General features: G+C 65.5%; 10 protein-coding genes. 8 read left to right on the forward strand and 2 right to left on the reverse strand.

The annotated features are described in order from the left end of the window. The coding region (locus A5625_RS00470) for an SDR family NAD(P)-dependent oxidoreductase (RefSeq protein ID WP_232003299.1) at nucleotides 1-7,435 on the reverse strand (7,435 nt) is incomplete at its 3' end. Nucleotides 7,436-7,726: 291 nt separating this feature from the next. Here A5625_RS00470 and A5625_RS00475 point away from each other — a divergent pair. The 8 genes from A5625_RS00475 (at nucleotide 7,727) to A5625_RS00510 (ending at nucleotide 20,539) form a co-directional block, all read left to right on the forward strand. After that, complete coding sequence (locus A5625_RS00475) at nucleotides 7,727-9,148, forward strand: condensation domain-containing protein (protein ID WP_066988435.1); 1,422 nt, start codon at nucleotides 7,727-7,729, stop codon at nucleotides 9,146-9,148. Between the two features lie 118 nt (nucleotides 9,149-9,266). Next, a complete protein-coding gene (locus A5625_RS00480) occupies nucleotides 9,267-12,290 on the forward strand; it encodes an RND family transporter (RefSeq protein ID WP_197515896.1) in 3,024 nt (1,007 codons plus the stop codon). 57 nt (nucleotides 12,291-12,347) lie between these two features. Further along, the gene (gene pe / locus A5625_RS00485; protein WP_066988432.1) at nucleotides 12,348-13,466 is read left to right on the forward strand and encodes an acyltransferase PE; all 1,119 of its coding nucleotides are present in this window, start codon (nucleotides 12,348-12,350) and stop codon (nucleotides 13,464-13,466) included. An 11-nt stretch (nucleotides 13,467-13,477) separates the two neighbouring features. Further along, nucleotides 13,478-15,214: an AMP-binding protein gene (locus tag A5625_RS00490; RefSeq protein WP_082984171.1), complete on the forward strand. Its 1,737-nt coding sequence runs from the start codon at nucleotides 13,478-13,480 to the stop codon at nucleotides 15,212-15,214. 31 nt (nucleotides 15,215-15,245) lie between these two features. After that, nucleotides 15,246-15,896 carry a GAP family protein gene (locus tag A5625_RS00495; RefSeq protein ID WP_066988436.1) on the forward strand — a complete coding sequence of 217 codons (651 nt, stop codon included), beginning with the start codon at nucleotides 15,246-15,248 and terminating at the stop codon, nucleotides 15,894-15,896. A gap of 69 nt (nucleotides 15,897-15,965) precedes the next feature. Next, on the forward strand, nucleotides 15,966-17,024 hold the full coding sequence (locus A5625_RS00500; protein ID WP_066988437.1) for a dihydrodipicolinate reductase: 1,059 nt from the start codon (nucleotides 15,966-15,968) through the stop codon (nucleotides 17,022-17,024). Nucleotides 17,025-17,162: 138 nt separating this feature from the next. Further along, complete coding sequence (locus tag A5625_RS00505; protein WP_197515897.1) at nucleotides 17,163-17,630, forward strand: MmpS family transport accessory protein; 468 nt, start codon at nucleotides 17,163-17,165, stop codon at nucleotides 17,628-17,630. After that, nucleotides 17,627-20,539 (forward strand): RND family transporter, encoded by a 2,913-nt coding sequence (locus A5625_RS00510; RefSeq protein ID WP_066988434.1) that lies wholly within the window; start codon nucleotides 17,627-17,629, stop codon nucleotides 20,537-20,539. The genes A5625_RS00505 and A5625_RS00510 overlap by 4 nt, the downstream gene beginning before the upstream one ends. On the opposite strand, the gene A5625_RS00515 is transcribed toward A5625_RS00510, so the two are convergent. Beyond that, on the reverse strand, nucleotides 20,536-21,196 hold a 661-nt coding region (locus A5625_RS00515; protein ID WP_156747785.1), incomplete at its 5' end, for a DegV family protein. The two genes, A5625_RS00510 and A5625_RS00515, sit on opposite strands and share 4 nt — an antisense overlap.

Consider the following 21,196-nt stretch of genomic DNA (forward strand, 5'->3'; position numbering starts at 1 on the left):
CGACGCGGCGTACTGGCGGCGCCATTCCCGGCAGCCGGTGCAGTTCGCCGAAAGCGTGCGCACCGCGGCGGCGCTGGGCTGCTCGGTGTTGATGGAGATCGGCCCGCAACCGGTGTTGACCGGTGCCGCGGTGCAAGTCTGGCCGGAGCACCTGACCGCACCGCGGGCGATCGTCTCGCTGCGCAAGGGCGTCGGTGATCGGCGCCAGATCGCCGACGCGCTGGCCGCGGCCTACGTCGGCGGCCATCGCCCGGATTTCGCTGCGCTGCTTGGTCGGCCGCGTCGCAGCATCGAACTGCCCACCTATCCGTTCCAGCGCCGCCGCGGTGCGCACGCTTTCGGCGAACTGCACCGGCTGCCGGGAATGGCGCCGCCAGTACGCCGCGTCGAGCGGGGTTTGGCCCGTCAGCACGGTACCGGTGCGGTTGCAGATCAACGGCATGGTCGGGGCGGCGAACTGTACTTGCGCTGCGTAGGATTCGAATTCATCGAGCACCGGATCCAACAGCTCGGAGTGGAAGGCGTGGCTGGTCTGCAGCCACGTACACCGGATCGCCTCGTCACCGAACTTGGCGACGATCTGTTCGAGATCCTCGCCCGGACCCGACAGCACCGTATTCGGACCGTTGTACGCGCCGACCGACACTCGCGGGAATCCGCTGGCGACCTCTTCGACGTGTTTGGCGTCGGCGAACACCGCCACCATCCGTCCACCGTCGGGCAGGCTACCGAACATCCGGCCGCGCTCGGCCATCAGCCGGGCGCCGTCCTCGAGACTGAACACCCCGGCCACACACGCCGCCGCGTATTGACCGACGCTGTGCCCGAGCACCACATCAGGTTCGATCCCCCACGACTGCCACAGCCGGGCCAGACCCATCTCGACGGCGAACAACGCCGGCTGCGCAAACGACGTGTGCCGCAGCCTTTCTCCGGCTTTCCCACCCGCTTCGCGATCCGTGGCGAACAGCACCTCGAGTAGGGGATGCGGCAACATGTCACTGACCGCGTCCGCGCACCGTGTCACGGTTTCGGCGAAAACCCGTTCGGTGTCGAACAACTCACGTGCCATCCCCGGGTACTGGCTGCCCTGGCCGGTGAACAACCATGCCGTCATCGGGTGGTGGCTGTGCTCGCCGCGGACGACGCCAGGGCGCAGACGATTCTCGGCCAGTTCGGCCAGCGCCTCGCGCGCACCCTGGACCGAGTCCACGACGAGCGCGGCGCGGTGTTCGAAGTGTGAACGGCCCGTTCCGGCGGTGAGGCATACCTCGGCGAGGTCCACGTCCGGGTGGGCGGCCAGCCAGGTCTCGTAACGCTGCGCCAACGCCACCAGCGCTTCGGGTGACCGCGCGGACAGCGCCAGCACCCCGACCTTTGCGGCCTGAGCCTGCGACGCCGACTCAGTCGTGGCGTCGTCGGCGGGGTGCGCGTCGGTGGATACGGCGCGCGCCGGCGGCTCCTCCACCAGCACGTGCGCGTTCGTTCCGGTGAACCCGAACGAGCTCACGCCCGCGCGCCGCGGTCGGCCATTAGCCTCCCAGGGCGTCGCCTTGTCCACGACCCGCACCGGCAGCGAATCCCACGGGATGTGCGGCGACGGCTGCTCGAAGTGCAGGCTCGGCGGCAGCACCCCGTGCTGCAGGGACAGCACGACTTTGATCAAACCCGCTGCGCCCGAAGCTGATTCGGTGTGACCGATATTGGTCTTCACCGAGCCCATCAGCAGCGGGCGATCGGCGTCGCGCGAGGCACCGTAGGCGGCGGCCGCCGCCTGCACCTCGATCGGATCACCCAACGGGGTGCCCGTGCCGTGCGCCTCGAGGTAGTCGACATCCCCACCAGCCAGGCCGGCGCGGGCCAGCGCCGCTCCGATAAGACGTTGCTGCGCACCACCATTGGGAACAGTCAAACCGCTGGACGCCCCGTCCTGGTTGACCGCGCTGCTGGCGATCACCGCGCAGATTCGGTCGCCCTCGCGCTCCGCGTCGCTCAACCTCTTCAGTACGAGGATGCCGCACCCCTCGCTGCGCACGTAACCGTCGGCCGAGGCGTCGAACGTCTTGCATCGCCCCACCGGGGAAAGCATCCGCGCCCGGGAGGCCGCGATGACCGTCACCGGACTCAACAAGACATTCACCCCGCCGGCCAGCGCCATGTCGCAGTCACCGGAGCGCAACGCCTGGCAGGCCTGATGCACGGCCACCAACGCCGAACTGCATGCGGTGTCGATCGCCACCGCCGGCCCTTCGAGTCCCAGCGCGAACGCGACCCGACCGGAAATGGCGTTGAGCGCATTGCCGGTGATGAAGTGCGGTTCGATCTTGTCGACCGACTCCGACGACAGCAGATGCGCGTACTCGTTGGCCGCCACGCCAGTGAAGACTCCAGTTCGGCTGCCGCGCAACGCGGCGGGCGCGTACCCGGCGCGTTCCAGGCCCTCCCATACCGTTTCCAGGACCAGCCGCTGCTGCGGCTCGATCCAGACCGCCTCACGGGGCGAGATCCCGAAGAATTCGGGATCGAATCCATCGATTTCGTCCAGGAATCCGCCGAACCGCGTGTAAGTCTTGCCCGCGGCGTCCGGATCCGGGTCGTAGAACTCGTCGATGTCGAATCGGTCCTCCGGGACCTCCCGGATCGCATCGACACCTCCGGCCAGCAGCTGCCAGAACGCTTCCGGATCGGGCGCGCCGGGGAAACGGCACGACACCGCGACGATGGCGATCGGTTCGTCCGTGCGCGTCGTCACCACCGCCGCCGGCAAGGGTCGTGTTCTCGACGAGGACGCCGGATCGCTGAGCTCGAGCACGTCACCGAGCAGGTAGTCGGCCACGTCGGACAGCCGCGGGTGATCCATCGCCAGGGTCGCCGGGACCTGCTTACCCACCCCTTGCTCGATGCGGCGACGCAATTCGACCGCCATCAACGAATCCATGCCGAGATCGAAAAAGCCTGCGTCTTCGTGGATTTCGGCGGAGTCGACGCGTGTCACCTCCGCGACCGCATCACGCAGATAGTCGGTCAGAAGTTTCTTGCGCTGCTGCACGGGAGCGCTGGTGAGCCGGTCGACCAACGGCGTCTTTCCGGCCGGGGTCACCACGGGCACCGCATCGGGGACCTCGCGCTCGAGCTCTGCCAGGAACGCCCGCCTGCCCGCTTGCTGGTAGAGCGGCAAGAAGCGGGCCCAGTCGACTCGGGCCACAACCCCGTGGGCGGGGCCCCGCGCCGAAGCGGCCGCCGCAACGTCGGACAGCCCAGCAAGGGCATCCGCCGGTGCCAGCGTCCGGATCCCGCGCTGATCCAGTCGCGCACGAGATTGCGCGTCGGCCATGCCGGCCGACCATGGCCCGAAATTGACGCTGACACCGAGGACGCCCTGCTCACGCAGGCGCCACGCCAGTCCGTCGAGGAAGGCGTTCGCCGCGCCGTAGGCGCTTTGGCCGAATCCACCCCACACCGAGGCGATCGAGGAAGTGCTGAGGAAGAAGTCGAGCTTGAGGTCAGCCGCCGCCTCGCTCAAATGCCAAGCACCCCAGACCTTTCCGGCAAAGACGCGATCGACCTCGGCGTCCTCCAGAGCGCTCAGCGGGGTGGTCCCGATCTCCCCTGCGGCGTGGACAATGCCGGCCAACGGCGGCAGCTCGGCCTGCACGCCCGCCAGCAGGCGTGCGACGTCGTGCGCATCGGCGACATCCGCGGCTACGATCCGAATGTCGCAGCCGTGCGCCTCACCGAGCGCCTCGATGCGCTGTCGGACGGCGTCGGCCGGCGCGCGCCGGCCGGTCAGAACCAGATGTCCGGCGCCGTTCGCGGCCAGGTGTCCGGCAATCTCCAGCCCGATCGCGCCCAGTCCCCCGGTCACCAAATACGTTGCGTCATCGCGCAGTTGCAGCGAGGCGCCGCTCGGGCTGTCGGTGCACCGAACCAGGCGTGGAACGTAGACCGCCTGATCGCGCAGCGCGAGCTGGTCTTCTCGGATCGCCGAGCCCTCCGCTGCGGTGATCCGGTCGATGAGCCGAGACCATTCCTCGGGAGTACCCGCCGACAAGTCCGCGAGGCCGCCCCACACCTGCGCCAGCTCCAGCGATGCGGCGCGACTGAAACCCCATAGGCTGCTCTGATGCGGCGCAACGGAATCCGTGTCGGTGACCCGCTGCGCGCCGCGCGTCACGACCCAGATCGGGCTGCGCAGCTCAGCGGCGACCGCGGCACGAAACAGCCGCCGCGTTCCGCCCAGGATCCGGTGCTGCATCCGCAGCAGGGAGCGCATCGATGGTGTGGTCCCGCCATCCAGGGCCGCGGCATGCAAGATGCGCAGCGTCGAATCCTCTGCCGCGGCGGTGCGTAACACGCCAGCCAGATGTTCCTCGTCGGCGCCGGATACCGGCAACCCGACGACTTGGAATCGGTGGTCACGCGCAGTCAGCACATCGACCAACGGCCGAACCGCGTCGCTATCGTCGGCGACGACGATCCAGCTCGATTCCCCACCCACGTGCGCCCGGGAAAGCGGAGCGGGTGATGTGTCCCAGCGGATTTCGTAGCGGTCGTTCTCGATGGACCGGGTGGTGCGCTGTTGATTATGTTGTGCCGCAAGCTTGGTGAGCACACTCAGGGTTTGCTGATCGTCACTACCACCGTCGAGCAGGGTTGCGAGTTCCTCGATCCGGCCGTCCTCGAGGAGGCGGACGGCTTCGGTGCGCTGTCCGCCCACATCGCGTTGTTGGTCGGGGCGCTCGCGATCATCGCGGAACCAGTACTGACGGCGCTCGAATGGATAGGTGGGCAGATCGAGCTTGCGCGCGTGCGCATGCCGGAACGCAGCGAAGTCGGGTAGGTGGCCCGAGACATACGCATCGGCCACCGCTTCGGTAATCTGCCGGTGGTCGGCGGTGTTCCGGCGCAGCGACGTGATCGCCCGCGGCGCGGTCGCCGGGTCGGGCCATGCGCTCAGGGCCGAGGCGGTGAGCACCGGTCGCGGGCCGATCTCGAGCAACACCTTGCAGCTCAGCTCGGCAAGGGTGCGCACGCTCTTGGCGAATTCGACGGGTTGGCGCGCGTGCCGGCGCCAGTAGGCGCCGTCGAGCTTCACGCTCCGGCCGAGCGGGGCTCCGGTGCGGTTGTCGATCAGAATCCGTTGCGGCGCCTTGAAGTCGAACCGCCCCGCATACTCTTCGAATTCGTCGAGGATCGGGTCCAGCAGCGCGGAGTGGAACGCGTGGCTGGTGTCCAGCCAGTCACACCGGACACCGTCGGCCGACACCGCGGCCACCGCCTGCTCCAGGTCCGCCGCAGGGCCGGACAATACCGTGTTGGCGCCGTTGTAGGCGGCCACCGACAGGCTCGGGAAGTCATCGGTGAGCCGCTCCACCCGCTCGGCGGCGGTGAACACCGCGACCATCCGGCCGCCGGGAGGCAGACTGCCGAAGAGGCGCCCACGTTCGGCCATCAGCAAGGCGCCGTCTTCGAGACTGAGCACGTCAGCCACGCAGGCCGCCGAATACTGGCCAACACTGTGTCCCAACACCACGTCGGGCTCGAAGCCCCACGACTGCCATAACCGGGCCAGGCCCATCTCCACCGCGAACAGCGCGGGCTGCGCGTAAGCGGTTTGCTGTAGCGTCGTCCTGCCGTCCGGGCCGTCCGCGTCGAAAATAACGTCCAGCAATGGCTTTTCGAGAACGCCGGCGACCGCTGCGGCGCAGCGATTCAGCGTCTCGGCAAACACCGGCTCGGTGTCGAACAGCTCCCGGGCCATGCCGGGGTATTGGCTGCCCTGACCGGTGAACAGCCACGCCGTCTTCGGTGGCTCATGGGATTCTCCGCGGAACAATCCGGGTGCCGGGCGGTCCTCCGCGAGAGCGCCGAGCAGCTCCACCGCAGATTCTCGCGAGTTGACCACCAGCGCGGCCCGCTGCTCCAAGTGAGCCCGTCCCGCCCCGGCGGTGAAGCACACGTCTGCGAGGGTGGCTTCGGGGTGGCTGCTCAACCAGCTGCGGTAATCGGCCGCGAGCCGTGCCAATGCGGCGGGGGTTCGCGCCGAAAGCGGAAGAATACTGAACCGGCGGTTCCCGGACTGCTCGACCGGAATCGACGCCGGGAGCAGGGTTTTCGTTTGCTCGGGCGCTTCGGAGAGAATGACGTGAGCGTTCGTGCCGGCGAATCCGAATGAGCTGATTCCGGCAACGCGCGGCTGTCCGTTGCGCTCCCAGGCGGTCGCCTCTTCGACCACCTGCACCGCAAGCCGGTCCCAGGGGATGTGCGGCGACGGGTTGTGAAAATGCAGGTGCTGGGGAATGAGTTCGTTCTCGAGCGACAGGATGACCTTGATGACCCCGGCGATGCCCGCGGCCGCCTCCAGGTGTCCGATGTTCGTCTTAACCGAGCCGATCAGCAGCGGCCGGTTGGGTTCGCGTCCGGCGCCGAGCACCTCCCCCGCGGCCTGGGCCTCGATGGGGTCACCCAGCGATGTCCCGGTGCCGTGCGCTTCCAGGTACCCCACGTCACGGGGTTCGAGGTCGGCGCGCTTCAGCGCGTCGGCGATAACCCGTTGCTGGGCAACGCCGTTGGGCACGGTCAAGCCGCCCGACGCGCCGTCCTGGTTGATCGCGCTACCGCGGATCACGGCGCGGATCCGATCACCGTCGCGGATCGCGTCCTCCAGGCGCTTGATCACGATGACGCCGCAGCCCTCGCCGCGCACATAGCCGTCCGCGGCCGCATCGAATGTCTTGCATCGGCCATCGGGCGCGAGCATGTGCGCGCTGGAGAACGTGATCATGGTTGCCGGGGTGAGCAGGACGTTCGCGCCGCCGGCCAGCGCCAGGTCGCATTCTCCCAGACGCAGCGCCTGGCACGCCTGATGGATGGCCACCAGAGACGAGCTGCACGCCGTGTCGACGGCGACGGCCGGACCCTGCAGCCCCAGCCGATAGCTGATCCGGCCGGCCGCCGCGGCGTTCGATGTCCCGATGGCCAGGTAAGCCTCGATTTCGGGGTAGGTCAGCGCGTCGGATGCCATGCCCAGGTAGTCGTGCGTGGCTAAACCGACGAAGACCCCGGTGTTGCTGCCGGCCAAATCCGTTGGCGCAGTGCCTGAATGTTCCACCGCGCGCCATGCCGTTTCCAGCAAAATGCGGTGTTGCGGGTCCATCAACCTGACCTCGCGGGTCGACATGCCGAAGAACGGCGCGTCGAATCCCGTGACGTCATCGACGAACCCGGCACGACGGGTGACGACCTTGCCGGGCGCTCCCGGTTCCGGGTCGAAGAATTCGTCGACGTCCCAACGGTCCTGTGGCACTTCGGATATCGCATCGCGGCCCTGCCGCAACACATCCCAGAACTCCTCAGCGTCGGCGGCTCCCGGGAATCGCGCCGCGTAACCGATGATCGCGAAACCCGATGCTGGCCGACCTTCGACGGATGCCATGAACTTGTCCTCTCTTGGTCGGTCACGATCGATCCCCACGAGAGGCCGGTTGCGCGCGGTTCATTTCCGGGGGCCAACCTGCCACTGCAGCGCCCCGCACCGCGCAACGACAGCCGATGCGGCCGCCGCCCTGCGTCCCGTCCGGCCGTTCGATCGCTACAACGGCCCGCCTGGATCCGTGAGTGAGTGTAGGCGGTTGCCCGAACGAGTGCGACGGGGATCAATAGGAGGGTTTATCTTGGTCTCGCCGCCAGGGTGGCCGTGGTCGTTCAAACCGAGGAGGACAAAGTTTTGCGCATCGGGAAGATTACGATCGGCGCACTCGGTGACTGGACACTGACCCCAGGGTCGGTCATTTCGTGGCACCCGACGGCCGCGGCGACCGAGAAGGTCCGACAGGCGCCGGTCAGCTCCGTGCCGGTCAGTTACATGCAGAGCCAACATCTTCGTAACTACTGTGAACGGACCACCGCGGGGCTGAATTTCTCCCGGCAGATCATCGCTACCTGTGAAGTGCCCGGGACGTGCGACGTTCCTGCCATGAACCACGCTGTCAACGCGTATCTGCGTCGGCACGACACGTTCCGCAGCTGGTTCGAGCACACCGGTGACGGAGAGTTCGTCAGGCATACCATCAGCGATCCCGCCGCTATTGAATTCGCGCCGATCGAACACGGCGAGATGACGGCGGACGAAATACATGCTCACGTCGTGGCTATACCGAATCCGCTGGAGTGGGGCTGCTTCACCTTCGGGATCATTCAAAGCGAAAGTCACTTCACTTTCTTTGCCGCCATGGACCATGTCCACGGAGACGCGACGTTGATAGGCACCACGATGATGGAGGCCAACGGCATGTACACGGCGTTGAGCGCCGGCGGTGAGGCCCTCGCTCTTCCCGACGCCGGCAGCTTCGACGATTTCTGCATCCGCGAACGCGAATACGCGTCAACGTTGACCGTTGATTCCCCCGAGGTGCGGGCGTGGATCGACTTCGCCGAAAACAACGATGGTGGCTTTCCCGAGTTCCCACTCCCGCTGGGTAATCCGGAGGAGTCGAGTAGCAGCGACATGACCTCCGAACTCCTGATGGACGCGGCACAGACAGAGCGGTTCGAATCGGCCTGCGCGGCGGCCGGTGCGCGTTTTGTCGGTGGTCTGTTCGCCTGCCTCGCCCTTGTGGAGCATGAATTCACTGGTGCCCTCACGTATTACGGGCTTACTCCCAGAGATTCCCGCAAAGCTACGGACAATTTTATGACGCAGGGTTGGTTTACCGGTTTGATCCCCATCACCGTGCCCATAGCCGCTGCCTCGTTCGGCGATGCGGCGTGGGCGGCGCAGGCGTCCTTCGATTCGAATCTGGACATGGCGAAAGTCCCCTATTACCGGGTGTTGGAACTGGCGCCGTGGTTGCGCTGGCCGCAACCGAACTTTCCGGTGTCGAATTTCTTCCATGGCGGCGCCGCTCCGCTCAACGCCATTCTCGCCGCAGCCGACATGGGGCTTGCCAACAACATCGGAATCTATCCCGACGGCCGATATTCATATCAACTGACCATTTACATATTCCGGTACGGGGAAGGCACATTCATGGCGATCATGCATCCGGACAACCCGGTCGCCCGGAAATCGGTTGTCCGCTATATGGAAGCGATGAAGTCGGTCTGCGTGCGGGTCGCCGGCAGCGGGAGCTGGGGACGCGTCGCGTAGCGTGGAGCACTTCGATGGCTCGTGAGGCGAATGTGCATGATCTGACCGGGCTCGGGCGAGCGCGCCCGAGTGTCGCCGGCGGGCACACCCGACTGCGCCGAGCGGGGATGAGGGTGAGATGCGACGGCTAGCCGATTTTGTGGCGCGGTGGCCCTGGATAGTGGTCGGGATCTGGATCGCGATCGCGGTCGCGCTACCGCTGACCTTTCCCTCGCTGGGCGAGATGGCCGAGAAGCATCCGCTGGCCATCCTGCCCAGCGATGCGCCATCGAGCGTCACCGCTCGAAATATGACCGAGGCGTTTCACGAATCGGGCTCTGAAAACCTGTTGCTGGTGGTCTTGACGGACGACAAGGGCCTCGGACCGGGCGACGAAGCCGCTTACGGCAAACTAGTCGACGCGCTGCGCCGCGACCCGCGAGATGTTCTGATGCTGCAGGACTTCGCCAGCACGCCGGCGTTGCGCCCCGTCGTCACCAGCAAGGATCACAAGGCGTGGGTGCTGCCGGTCGGCGTTGCCGGCGAGTTGGGCACTCCCCGCTCGTACGCCGCCTTCAACCGGATCGGCGACATCGTCAAAGACACCCTAACCGGCACACCGCTGACGGCGAACCTCACCGGCCCGGCCGCTACCGTCGCAGACCTCACCGACGCGGGCGCTCGGGATCGGATGCCGATCGAACTGGCGATCGCGGTGATGGTGCTCATCGTCCTGCTGGTGATCTACCGCAGCGCGGTCACCATGGTGCTGCCGTTGCTGACGATCGGGATATCCCTGGTGATCGCGCAGGCGGTGGTAGCGGGCTACTCCCAACTGACGGGCGCGGGCGTCTCGAACCAGTCCGTCGTGTTCTTGAGCGCCATCATGGCTGGAGCCGGCACGGATTACGCAGTCTTTCTCATCAGCCGCTATCACGACAACTTGCGGTCGGGCGCGACGTCCGATCAGGCGGTCAAGCGCGCAATGTTCTCGATCGGAAAAGTGATCGCCGCATCCGCCGCTACCGTCGGAGTCACTTTTCTGCTGATCAGCTTCGCCCGAATGGGCGTGTTCAAGACGGTCGGGGCGTCGTCGGCAATCGGGGTCGGCGTGGCGTTCCTTGCCGCACTGACCTTGCTGCCGGCAATCCTGGTGCTCGCGGGGCGCCGCGGCTTGGTCAAGCCGCGGCGCGAGCTGACCGCCCGGTTCTGGCGGCGTTCAGGCATCCGCATCGTGCGGCGACCCAGGGCCAACCTGGTCGCCAGCGTGCTCGTGTTGATCATCCTGGCCAGCTGCGCCGGCCTGGTGCGGTACAACTACGACGATCGCAAGGCCCTGCGGTCATCGGCTCCAAGCTCCATCGGGTACGCCGCGCTGGACCGCCACTTCCCGGTAAACCAATCCATTCCGCAGTACATCCTGGTCCAGTCCCCGCATGACCTCCGCACGCCGAGGGCGCTCGCGGACCTGGAGCAAATGGCGGACCGGGTCAGCCAATTGCCGAATGTTGCGGCAATCAGCGGCATTACGCGTCCCACAGGGAATGTGCCCGAACAATTCAGAGCCACCTATCAAGCCGGTGCCATCGGCACCCTGCTGGCGGATGGGTCCACCCTGATCAAGGACCACACCAATGACCTCAATCGGCTGGTAGACGGGGCCGGCACCTTGGCCGACAACCTTGGTAATCTGCGCGGGCAGGTCATCCAGCTCGCCGCCAGCGTGCAGGAGGTGGAGGGTGCATTCTCGTCGACGAAGAACCAGTACAGCGGCGACGCGCTGGTGAAAGAGGTCGACCTCGCGGCCCAGCTCGTGGACCATGTCAACGCGCTCAGCAACGCCATGGGCTGGAATTTCTCGGCGGCCAAAAACATGTTCGCCTGGATAGGCCCGGTGCTGGCGGCGCTGCAGGGTAACCCTCGATGCGACATCGACCCGTCGTGCAGTGCCACCCGCGGGACCTTCGAGCAACTCGTCGGTTCACGCGATCAAGCAGATCTCGACGCGATCAATGACCTGGCTCACCAACTGCAGGAGTACCCGGACAAGCGCGAGCTGAAGGCGTCGGCAGATCGCCTGCGAGCCGCACTGGCGAAGCTCACCCAGGTGTTGCATTCCCTGGGAATGGACAAACCCGGTGGCCTGCAGGCGAACCTGAACACCTTGCAGGACGGCGCAAACCGATTCGCCGGTGGTAGCCGCCAGGTGGCGGACGCGGTGGCTCAAGTCGTCGACCAAGTCAAACAGCTCGGTAGCGGACTCAATGAGTCAGCGGCGTTTCTGTTGTCGCTGAAACGCGACGCCGCGCAACCGGCGATGGCCGGATTCAATATCCCGCCGCAGCTGCTGCACTTGGCGGAGTTCCAGAAGGCCGCCAAGGCGTTCATCTCGCCGGATGGCCACTCGGTGCGGTACCTGGTTCAGACCAAACTCAATCCGTTCAGCACCGAAGCCATGGATCAGGTCAGCGCAATCGAAGCGGCCGCACGGGGGGCCCAGCCGAACACGACATTGGCGGACGCCAAGGTATCGATGGCCGGCTACACCGCCGCCCTAAAAGACACGCGTGACTACTACCAGCACGACATCCGGTTCATCATCGCGGTAACCCTGCTAGTCGTGCTGGTGACCTTGATCGCGCTGCTGCGTGCGATCGTTGCCCCGCTGTACCTTGTTGCCTCCGTTGTCATTTCGTATCTGTCAGCGGTGGGCATCGGCGTGCTCGTCATTCAATACCTGCTGGGCCAGCAATTGCATTGGAGCGTGCCGCCGCTGGCATTCGTGGTGCTGGTCGCGGTGGGGGCCGACTACAATATGCTGCTCGTCTCGCGAATGCGGGAGGAGTCTCCGCGCAGCATGCGGTACGGCATCATCCGGACCCTGGGTTCGACGGGCGGCGTGATCACTGCGGCGGGCCTGATCTTCGCGGCCTCGATGTGCGGTCTCTTGTTCTCCAGCATCAGCACCGTGGTTCAGGGCGGCGTCGTGATCGGGGTGGGAATTCTGCTGGACACCTTCTTGGTGCGCACCGTCACGGTTCCGGCCATCGCCGCGCTGGTCGGACGGGCGAACTGGTGGCCTTCCCGAGCGGGAACGTCCGTGGGCGCGCGGCGGCCGACGTTGCGGTCACCTGAAAGACGCGCCGAGCCGCAGCCCGGTTAGCACACGCAGATGATCTATGTGAGACTACGAGGCGAAAACGAGCGGTCAGGAGTTGGAATGAAGAAACTGCTCGCAGGAGTTACGGCGCTGGTAACCGTAGCTGCCACAGGGTGTTTCGGCGTCAATACCGCGACGGCTGACGAAGCGCCGATCGGCGGTCCGCCGACCCCGGGGGCACCGGGCGACCAGACGGCGTTCGCCCTCGGAGGCGCTCACGTCCTGGGCATCCCCTATGACGAATACATCCGTCAAGAGGGTGCCCAGTGGTTCCCCGGCCAGAAGCGTGAAATCGTGCGCTATCCGGCAGGGCAGGTCCAGGGCCACGTGTTGGAGCGACTCTTCCCGGGCATCGGCGAGGCCGGCGAGAAGCTGTTACCAGGCCTGGGCCTGGACGGCCCCAGCGTCGGCGAGTCGGTCGACGTAGGGGTGAACAACCTCGATGCGGCGATCAGGACGGGTCGGCCCGGGACCGCGATCGGCTTGTCCGAGGGTGGGTTCGTGGTCGATGGTGAGCAGGCTCGGTTGGCAAATGATCCGACCGCTCCCCCACCGGACAAACTGAACTTCGCCACGTTCGGCGACCCAATCGGACATCACGCCTTCGGCCAGAGCTTCCTGACCGCCATGTTCCCGGTCGGCAGCGTCGTCCCCGCGCTCGACTACACGATGCCCCCGCAGTACGAGAGCCAGTACGACACAAACAGATTCGTCGCTGCCTACGACTCGATCGCGGACTTCCCCGACCGTCCGGACAACATGTTCGCTCTGGCGAACACGCTGCTAGGGCTGGCCACCGGTCACACCGCGGTGGCCTTCACCAACCCGAGCATGGTGCCGCCGCAGAACATCAGAACGACGATCAACTCCCGGGGCGCGAAAGACACGACGATCATGGTTCCCGAGAAGCACCTTCCGCTCGTCATGCCGCTGAAATACATCGGGATCGACGAAGGCACGCTGAACAAGCTGGACGCGATCCTGACTCCCCGGGTGAACGCGGGTTACTCGCGAAATGACGACCCGTCGACCGCTCCGGTTCAGGTGGACCCGGTGCACGGCTTCGACCCGGCGGAAGTCACTGCTCCGGCCAACCAGGCGACGTTCGGCGGGGGCGCCGACCCTCTTTCACAGATCGTCAGCGGCGCCACGTCCGTGTTGTCGCACGGTGCCGGCTAGACCACCCGCCTATGTCTGGATCATCGATTCTCGCCATGTTGCACGGACGTGCCAGCCTGCGGCCCAACGATGTGGCCTACACGTTCACCGATTACCAGAACGACTGGGAGGGCGTTTCCCAGAGCCTCACGTGGTCGCAAGTATCCCGCCGAACCTTCAACGTGGCAGGCGACCTCGGCCAGCACGGTTCGGTCGGCGACCGGGCGGTGATTCTGACGCCGCAGGGCCTTGACTACATCGCGGCGTTCCTGGGATCGATGCAGGCCGGGCTCGTCGCGGTTCCGCTTCCGCTACCGCATCGCGGCTCGAGCGACGAGCGGGTGAGTGCGGTCCTCGCCGATACGTCGCCTTCCGTCGTGCTCACAACGTCCGCGGTGGCGGACGAGGTCGCCGAGTACGTCGATCGGGCACGCATGGACGACGTCCCCAAGATCGTCGAAATCGATTCGATGAATCTGGACGCCGACCGCCAAACGACGGCTCCGGCAGGCGATTTGCCTGACGTCGCATATCTGCAATACAGCTCCGGTTCGACCCGAACGCCGACCGGCGTGATGATTTCGCACCGCAATCTGCAGGTGAATTTCGAGCAGCTGATGCGCAGCTTCTTCGCCGACCCACGGAAGAAAGCACCGTCGGACACCACAATCGTTTCGTGGCTGCCCTTTTACCATGACATGGGTTTGGTGCTGGGAGTCTGTGCGCCAATCCTGGGCGGCTGGCGCGGCGATCTGATGAGCCCAGTCGCGTTCTTGGAACGGCCGGCGAGATGGATGCGATCTCTGGCCGCGAACACTTCATCGTGGTCGGCAGCGCCCAACTTTGCGTTCGACTTGGCGGCCCGCAAAACGAGTGACCGAGACCTGGCCGGGCTCGACCTGGGCGGGGTGCTGGGCATCATCAGCGGCGCAGAACGCGTCGAGCCGGCCACCCTGGGTCGGTTTGTTGACCGGTTCGCTCACTTCAACTTTCGCGACCACATGATGCGTCCTTCGTACGGCTTGGCGGAGGCGACGGTCTTCGTGGCGAGTGGCACCTGGAGTGACTCCTCAACGCTTGACTTCGACATCGATGAGCTGTCCGCCGGTCGCGCTCGGCCGTGTGCGGCCTGTGCCGGCTCATCGCTGGTGAAATATGAAGTGCCACAATCGCCCACACTGCGGATCGTCGACGGCGACACCCACCGCGAGTGCCCGCCGGGCGTGGTGGGCGAGATCTGGGTCCACGGCGCCAATGTGGCCGAAGGCTATTGGCGCAAGCCGCCGGAGGAGCAGCGCTGCTTCGGCGCGACGCTCGTCGACCCGTCGCCAGGCACGCCGGACGAGCGCTGGCTGAAGACCGGTGATCTCGGTTTCGTCCACGAGGGTGGGCTGTTCATCGTCGGCCGCATCAAAGATCTGCTGATAATCCGTGGACGCAACCACCATCCCGAGGACATCGAGGCGACGGTCCAACAGATCACCGGTGGTCGGGTCGCGGCGATATCGGTTCCGGTGAACAGCACCGAAAAGCTGGTCACCGTCATCGAGTTCAAGAAGCGAGGCGATTCCACCGAGGAGGCCATGCACACGCTGACCTGCGTCAAACGCGACGTCACCTCCGCGATTTCCAATGCGCACGGCGTGAATGTGGGAGACCTCGTGCTGGTACCGCCCGGCTCGATTCCCACCACCACCAGTGGCAAGATCCGCCGCGCCGCCTGTGTCGAGCAGTACCGCCGGCAGCAATTCGCCCGGTTGGACGCCTGAGCCGGGGCCGCGGGCGCACTCCACGATGCCGATGCTGGTGACCGTCCTGGTGATGGCCCTGGCCGTCAGCGTCGAACCGTTCCGAGTCGGTATGACCGTGCTCATGCTGAACAGGCCCAGACCGGCCCTGCAACTGCTCGCGTTTCTGTCCGGCGGTTTCGCCATGGGAACGGGCGTGGGTCTGGTTGTCTTGTTCGCCTTCCGACGCGCCATGCCGGGCTCGAGCTACTTCGCGTTGCCCAAGGTGCAGGTTCTTGTCGGCCTGCTGGCGCTGACCGTCGCGGCGATCGTGGCCGCCAATCTCCCCGCGCGGTTGGGTGCGCGGCCGACAGGATTGCCGTCGCCGATCCAACGACTGCTGAGCCGGCATTCGCTGACCGTCGCCGGCATCGCCGGCCTCGGCATCGCATTGCCGTCGGTCGACTACCTTGCCGCGCTGGCCGTCATTCTGGCTTCCGGGAGGACGGCCCTGACGCAAGTCGCAGTGCTGTTGATGTTCAACGCCGTAGCTTTCGCCCTGATTGAGATCCCGCTGCTGGCCCACCTGCTGGCGCCCAAGGCAACTGCCGCGTGGGTGGCGGCTCTGCACGACTGGATTCGATCACGCCGACGCGTCGACGTCGCACTGCTGCTGGCCGCGGCCGGCTGCGTCTTCCTCGCGGTCGGCGCCGCCGGGCTTTGACCCTTGGTCGAATGCCGTGTTACCGCTGAGGCGATAATGAGTCCAATCCGCACCGGCAAAGGAGCCGCGATGAGCAAGCCGAGCACAGACCGTCCCCTGCGGGTGATCCAGTGGACGACCGGGAACATCGGTCGACGTTCCTTGCACGCCATCATCGGGCGACCAGACCTGGAACTGGCCGGGGTGTACGCCCATGGCGCCGACAAGGTCGGTGTCGACGCCGCCGAACTGGCGGGCTGGCCCGAGCCAACCGGCGTGCACGCGACGAATGACATCGACGCGCTGTTGGCCCTGGGAGCCGACGCGTGCTGCTACAACCCATTGTGGCCAAGCGTCGACGAGCTGGTGCGACTGCTGGAAGCCGGTGTCAACGTGTGCACCAGCGCCGCGTGGATCACCGGCGGTAAACAAACCCCGCAGGATCGACAACGTATCGAAAACGCTTGCCAGAAAGGCAATTCCACGATCTTCGGCAGCGGCGCGCACCCGGGCATGACGAACATGGTGGGCATGGTGCTGTCCGCCTCTTGCGAGCGCGTCGACGAAATCCGGATCACCGAGTCGGTGGACTGTTCGACCTACGAGTCAGCGGAAACCCAGACGGCCATGGGATTTTCGCAGGATCCCGATACCCCGGGGCTGGCCGAAAACGTCCGGCGGGAAAGCGAGGTCTTCGCGGAATCGGCTGCGATGATGGCCGACGCGATGGGGGCGAAACTAGACAAGATGACCTTCGACGTCACCTTCACCGCGGCCACTGGCGACTCCGACTTGGGCTTCATGAAGATTCCGGCCGGAACGGTCGGTAGCGTCTATGGCTACCACCGGGGCTGGGTCGGCGACCGCAACGTCGTCAGCGTCGGGTTCAACTGGACCATGGGCAACCAGGTCGTCCCGCCCAAACCCCTGGAACACGGGCACGTCATTCAGGTGTTCGGGCTACCCAACATGCGCACCGTGTTGCACTGCTTGCCTCCGAAGGATTGGACAGAGCCCGGGTTCATGGGATTGGGAATGATCTATACCGCGATGCCGGTTACAAACGCCGTCCCGGCGGTGGTGGCCGCCGATCCGGGGATTGTGACGTTGGCGGATTTGCCGCCGGTCACGGGTCGGCTGGCCTACTAACGGTATGCCCTTCGCCACAACCGGTGGCCCCACGAGGAACGCTTGCGTGCACTAAGGTTAGTATCCCTAACCGAGCAAATGTTCCGTTGACAGTGGTGTCGTCGGCGGTGGTTGGCGAGCTTTGCGGAAGGCGGTCAGGTGGTGGCAAGTCCGGACTCAGGTTCCCGCCCCGGCGTCCTTACCCGCGTGCTGAAAACGGCGTGGATCCCGCTGCTGCTGGTGGTCGTTCTGGCGCTGTCGGCACTCGTGGTATCACGGCTGCACAAGCTCTTCGGTTCGGAAGATCTCAACGCGAACGCCGGCAAGGGGATCGAAATCGTCCAGTTCAATCCGAAAGTCGTCGTCTACGAGATTTCCGGTCCGCCCGGGGCGACCGCCAACATCAATTACTGGGACGCGGACGCCAACACGCACCAAGTGAACAACGCCCCGCTGCCGTGGTCGACCACGATCTCGACCACACTGCCCTCCGTGAGCGCCAACATCATGGCGCAAAGCGACGGCAGCACGATCAGCTGCAAGATCACCGTGGACGGCGTCGTCCGCGCTAACCAGAACTCCGATGGCCATAACGCCCAGACCTTCTGCCTGGTGAAGTCCGCATGAGCGACACAAGAAACACGACCGAACGCGACCTGACCACGGCCGATACCGGCCCGATCACAACCCGGGGTCTGTCCAAGGCCGAGCGAGGCCACCGCCCCTACCTTCCCCATGCGATCCGAATCTTCGCGATACCGATCATTGTGGGCTGGGTTGCCATCACCGTGCTGGTGAACGTCCTGGTCCCCTCCCTGGAAGTGGTCGGCGAGGCGCATTCCGCGCCGATGACTCCCCTGGATGCGCCGTCGATGAAGGCGATGATGCGCCTGGGCAGTAACTTCCACGAATTCAACTCGAACAGCACCGTGATGATCGTGCTCGAAGGCCAGCAACCCTTAGGCCCCGATGCACATAAGTACTACGACAAGCTGATCCGAGACCTGCGCAAGGATCCCGCGCACATCCAGCACATCCAGGACTTCTGGGGCGACCGCCTGACCGCCGCGGGAGCGCAGAGCGCCGACGCCAAGGGCGCGTACGTACAGGTGAACCTCGCCGGTAATCAGGGCACCACGCAGGCCAACGACTCCGTGGACGCCGTCCGCAAGGTGATCGACGAGAACAAGGCGCCGCCCGGTGTGAAGGCCTACGTCACCGGGCCTGCGGCACTGTCCGACGACATGCACATCATCGGCAACGCCAGCCTTGCCAAGATCACGCTGTTCACCCTGGGTGCCATCGCGATCATGTTGCTGCTGGTCTACCGGTCCATCGTCACCACGCTGGTGCAGCTGTTCATGACCTTTGTGGCGCTGGCGTGCGCGCGCGGCGTCGTCGCGGTTCTGGCCTATAACAACGCATTCGGGCTCACCACGTTCGCTGCCAACATCCTCACCATGCTGGCAATCGCCGCGGGAACCGACTACGGCATCTTCCTCGTCGGCCGCTATCAGGAGGCGTTGGCCGCCGGCGAGGATCGAGAATCCGCGTACTACACCACCTTCAAGGGAGTCGCCCCGGTCGTCCTGGGCTCCGGCCTGACGATTGCGGGCGCCACCTACTGCCTGAGTCTTGCCCGGCTGCCCTGGTTCAACACCATGGGCGCACCGGTGGCGATCGGCATGCTGGTCGTGGTGCTCGCAGGGCTTTCCCTCGGCCCTGCGGTCGTTTTCATCGGCAGTCGCTTCCATCTCTTCGAAAGGCAGGCGAAGCGAGGTCGACTGTGGCGCCGGGTGGGCACCGCCGTGGTGCGTTGGCCCGCACCCATTTTGGCGGTCAGTGCCGCGGTCGTGCTGGTCGGCATGGTGGCCCTGCCGGGATTCAAGCCGAGCTACAACGACCGGCATTACCTGCCGTTGTCAGCCCCGGCAAATCAAGGGCAAGAGGCCGCGAATCGGCACTTCTCCGAGGCCCGGATGAACCCCGACTTGCTGATGGTCGAATCCAACCACGACATGCGAAACCCGGCGGACATGCTGGTGTTGGACAGGGTGGCGAAAAACGAGATGCGCACGCTCGGCATCGCCATGGTTCAGGACATCACCAGGCCGCTGGGCATCCCGATTCAGCACAGCTCGATTCCGTTCCAGAACAGCGTCCAAAGCCAAACCACGATGCAGAACATGAGCTTCCTCAAGGAGCGCATGAACGACATCCTCAAGATGGCCGACGACCTGCAGACCCAGATCGACACCACGCAGCGCCAGTACGAGGTGTCGCTGGACCTGGCCAACGCCGCCGACGACAGCGCAAAGACCACGGCAGTCACCTCGCAGATCACCGATAACCTGCGCGACCACATCGCGGATTTCGACGACACGTTCCGGCCGGTGCGCACGTACTTCTACTGGGAGAAGCACTGCTACGACATTCCGTTGTGCTACGGGTTGCGTTCCCTGTTCGACACTTTGGATGGCTTCGACCAGCTGGCCGAGCAGTTCCATTACCTCACAGGCGATATCCAGCACACCGCCAAAGCCACACATGACCTGAATGCGCTGTTTCCCGTCCTGATCACGACGCTGAAGACCACCAGGGGCATCACGCTGACGCTCTACCAGACGTTCAAGGCGATGATCAACCAGATGGAGGCGATGAGCAACACCGGGATCGTCATGGGGCAGAGCTTCGATCAGTCGAAGAACGACGACTTCTTCTACCTTCCACCAGAAGCCTTCGACAACCCCGATTTCCAGACGGGTCTTCGAATGTTCTTGTCGCCGGACGGTAAGTCGGCGCGATTCTTCATCACGCACCAGGACGATCCGATGACGCCGGAGGGAATTGAACGGGTGGCGGCCGAACGCACCGCCGCGCAGGAAGGACTCAAGCAGTCCTCGCTGGCCGACGCCAAGGTGTATCTCGGCGGAACCGCCGCGACCTTCAAGGACATGGCTGACGGAGAGAAGTACGACCTGATGATCGCCGTGATCGCGTCGCTGACGCTGATCTTCATGATCATGCTGCTGCTCACCCGAAGCGTGGTGGCCGCGCTGGTCATCGTCGGCACCGCGGCCAGCTCGATTGCGGCGTCTTTCGGTCTGTCCGTGCTGATTTGGCAGGATTTGTTCGGCATCAATATCCACTGGATCGTCCTGGCGCTGGCGGTCATCATCCTGCTGGCGGTCGGATCCGACTACAACCTGCTGCTGGTGTCGCGGTTCAGGGAAGAGATCCATCACGGCCTCAAGACCGGGATCATCCGTTCGATGGCCGGAACGGGTGGGGTGGTTACGGCCGCGGGTCTGGTGTTCGCCTTCACCATGGCATCCATGCTCGGGAGCGACCTGCGGGTTCTCGGCCAGTTCGGATCGACCGTGTGCATCGGTCTGCTGCTCGACACGCTGATCGTGCGCACGCTGCTGATGCCGTCGATCGCCACCTTGCTCGGACGATGGTTCTGGTGGCCGCAGGTGGTGCACCCGCGCGGTGACAACGCGCGACGGCCGGTGCGACAGCCGGTGAGCGCCTAGGCGAGCTCGACGCACACCGCCACGGCCCCCGCGCCGACATGCAGTGCGAGCACCGGCCCCAGCTCGGTGACGATCGCCGGCTCGCAGGCTGGCAGCCGCCGGCCTAGCGCCGTCGCCACCTCACGGGCGCCGTCCGGGTTGTTGACATGGTGCACCGCCAGGGCGGCCGGGTCGCGGCCGACGACCTCGCAGACCCGATCGATCATCGCCTCCGTGGCATGACTGACCGTGCGGACCCGTTGGGCCAGAACAAGTTTGCCGTCGTCCATGCGCAGCAGTGGCTTGAGCGACAGCGCGGTGCCCAGCCACGCCGCCGCCCCGCCGATGCGGCCACTGCGGCGCAGGTTGTCCAGCCGGTGCACCACGATGAAAGCGTGTCCGCGCGACACGGCCGAGCACGCGGCGTCGGCGACCGCATCCAGGTCGCCACCGGCGGCCGCTGCCCGCGCAGCAGCCAACGCGATGAAGCCGGTGCCCATGGCTGCCGACTTCGAATCGATGACCCGGATGTGGGGATCCAGGTCGGCCGCGGTACGTTCAGCGGCCCGGCAGGTCCCGGACAGCCCCGACGAAATGTGCACGGCCACCACGGCGGCGGCCACTCCGGCCGAACTGGCCGACGCATACCAGCAGGCGTTGGCCGACAGCGGCGCCGAC

The organism is Mycobacterium sp. 1465703.0 (assembly GCF_001672975.1).
Lineage (GTDB): Bacteria > Actinomycetota > Actinomycetes > Mycobacteriales > Mycobacteriaceae > Mycobacterium.

What these genes read in the sequence shown, in the direction of transcription:
- A5625_RS00480 (WP_197515896.1), top strand. Translation starts at nt 9,267, where the DNA reads ATGCGACGGCTAGCCGATTTTGTGGCGCGGTGGCCCTGGATAGTGGTC.
- pe (WP_066988432.1), top strand. Translation starts at nt 12,348, where the DNA reads ATGAAGAAACTGCTCGCAGGAGTTACGGCGCTGGTAACCGTAGCTGCC.
- A5625_RS00500 (WP_066988437.1), top strand. Translation starts at nt 15,966, where the DNA reads ATGAGCAAGCCGAGCACAGACCGTCCCCTGCGGGTGATCCAGTGGACG.
- A5625_RS00510 (WP_066988434.1), top strand. Translation starts at nt 17,627, where the DNA reads ATGAGCGACACAAGAAACACGACCGAACGCGACCTGACCACGGCCGAT.
- A5625_RS00490 (WP_082984171.1), top strand. Translation starts at nt 13,478, where the DNA reads ATGTCTGGATCATCGATTCTCGCCATGTTGCACGGACGTGCCAGCCTG.
- A5625_RS00495 (WP_066988436.1), top strand. Translation starts at nt 15,246, where the DNA reads ATGCTGGTGACCGTCCTGGTGATGGCCCTGGCCGTCAGCGTCGAACCG.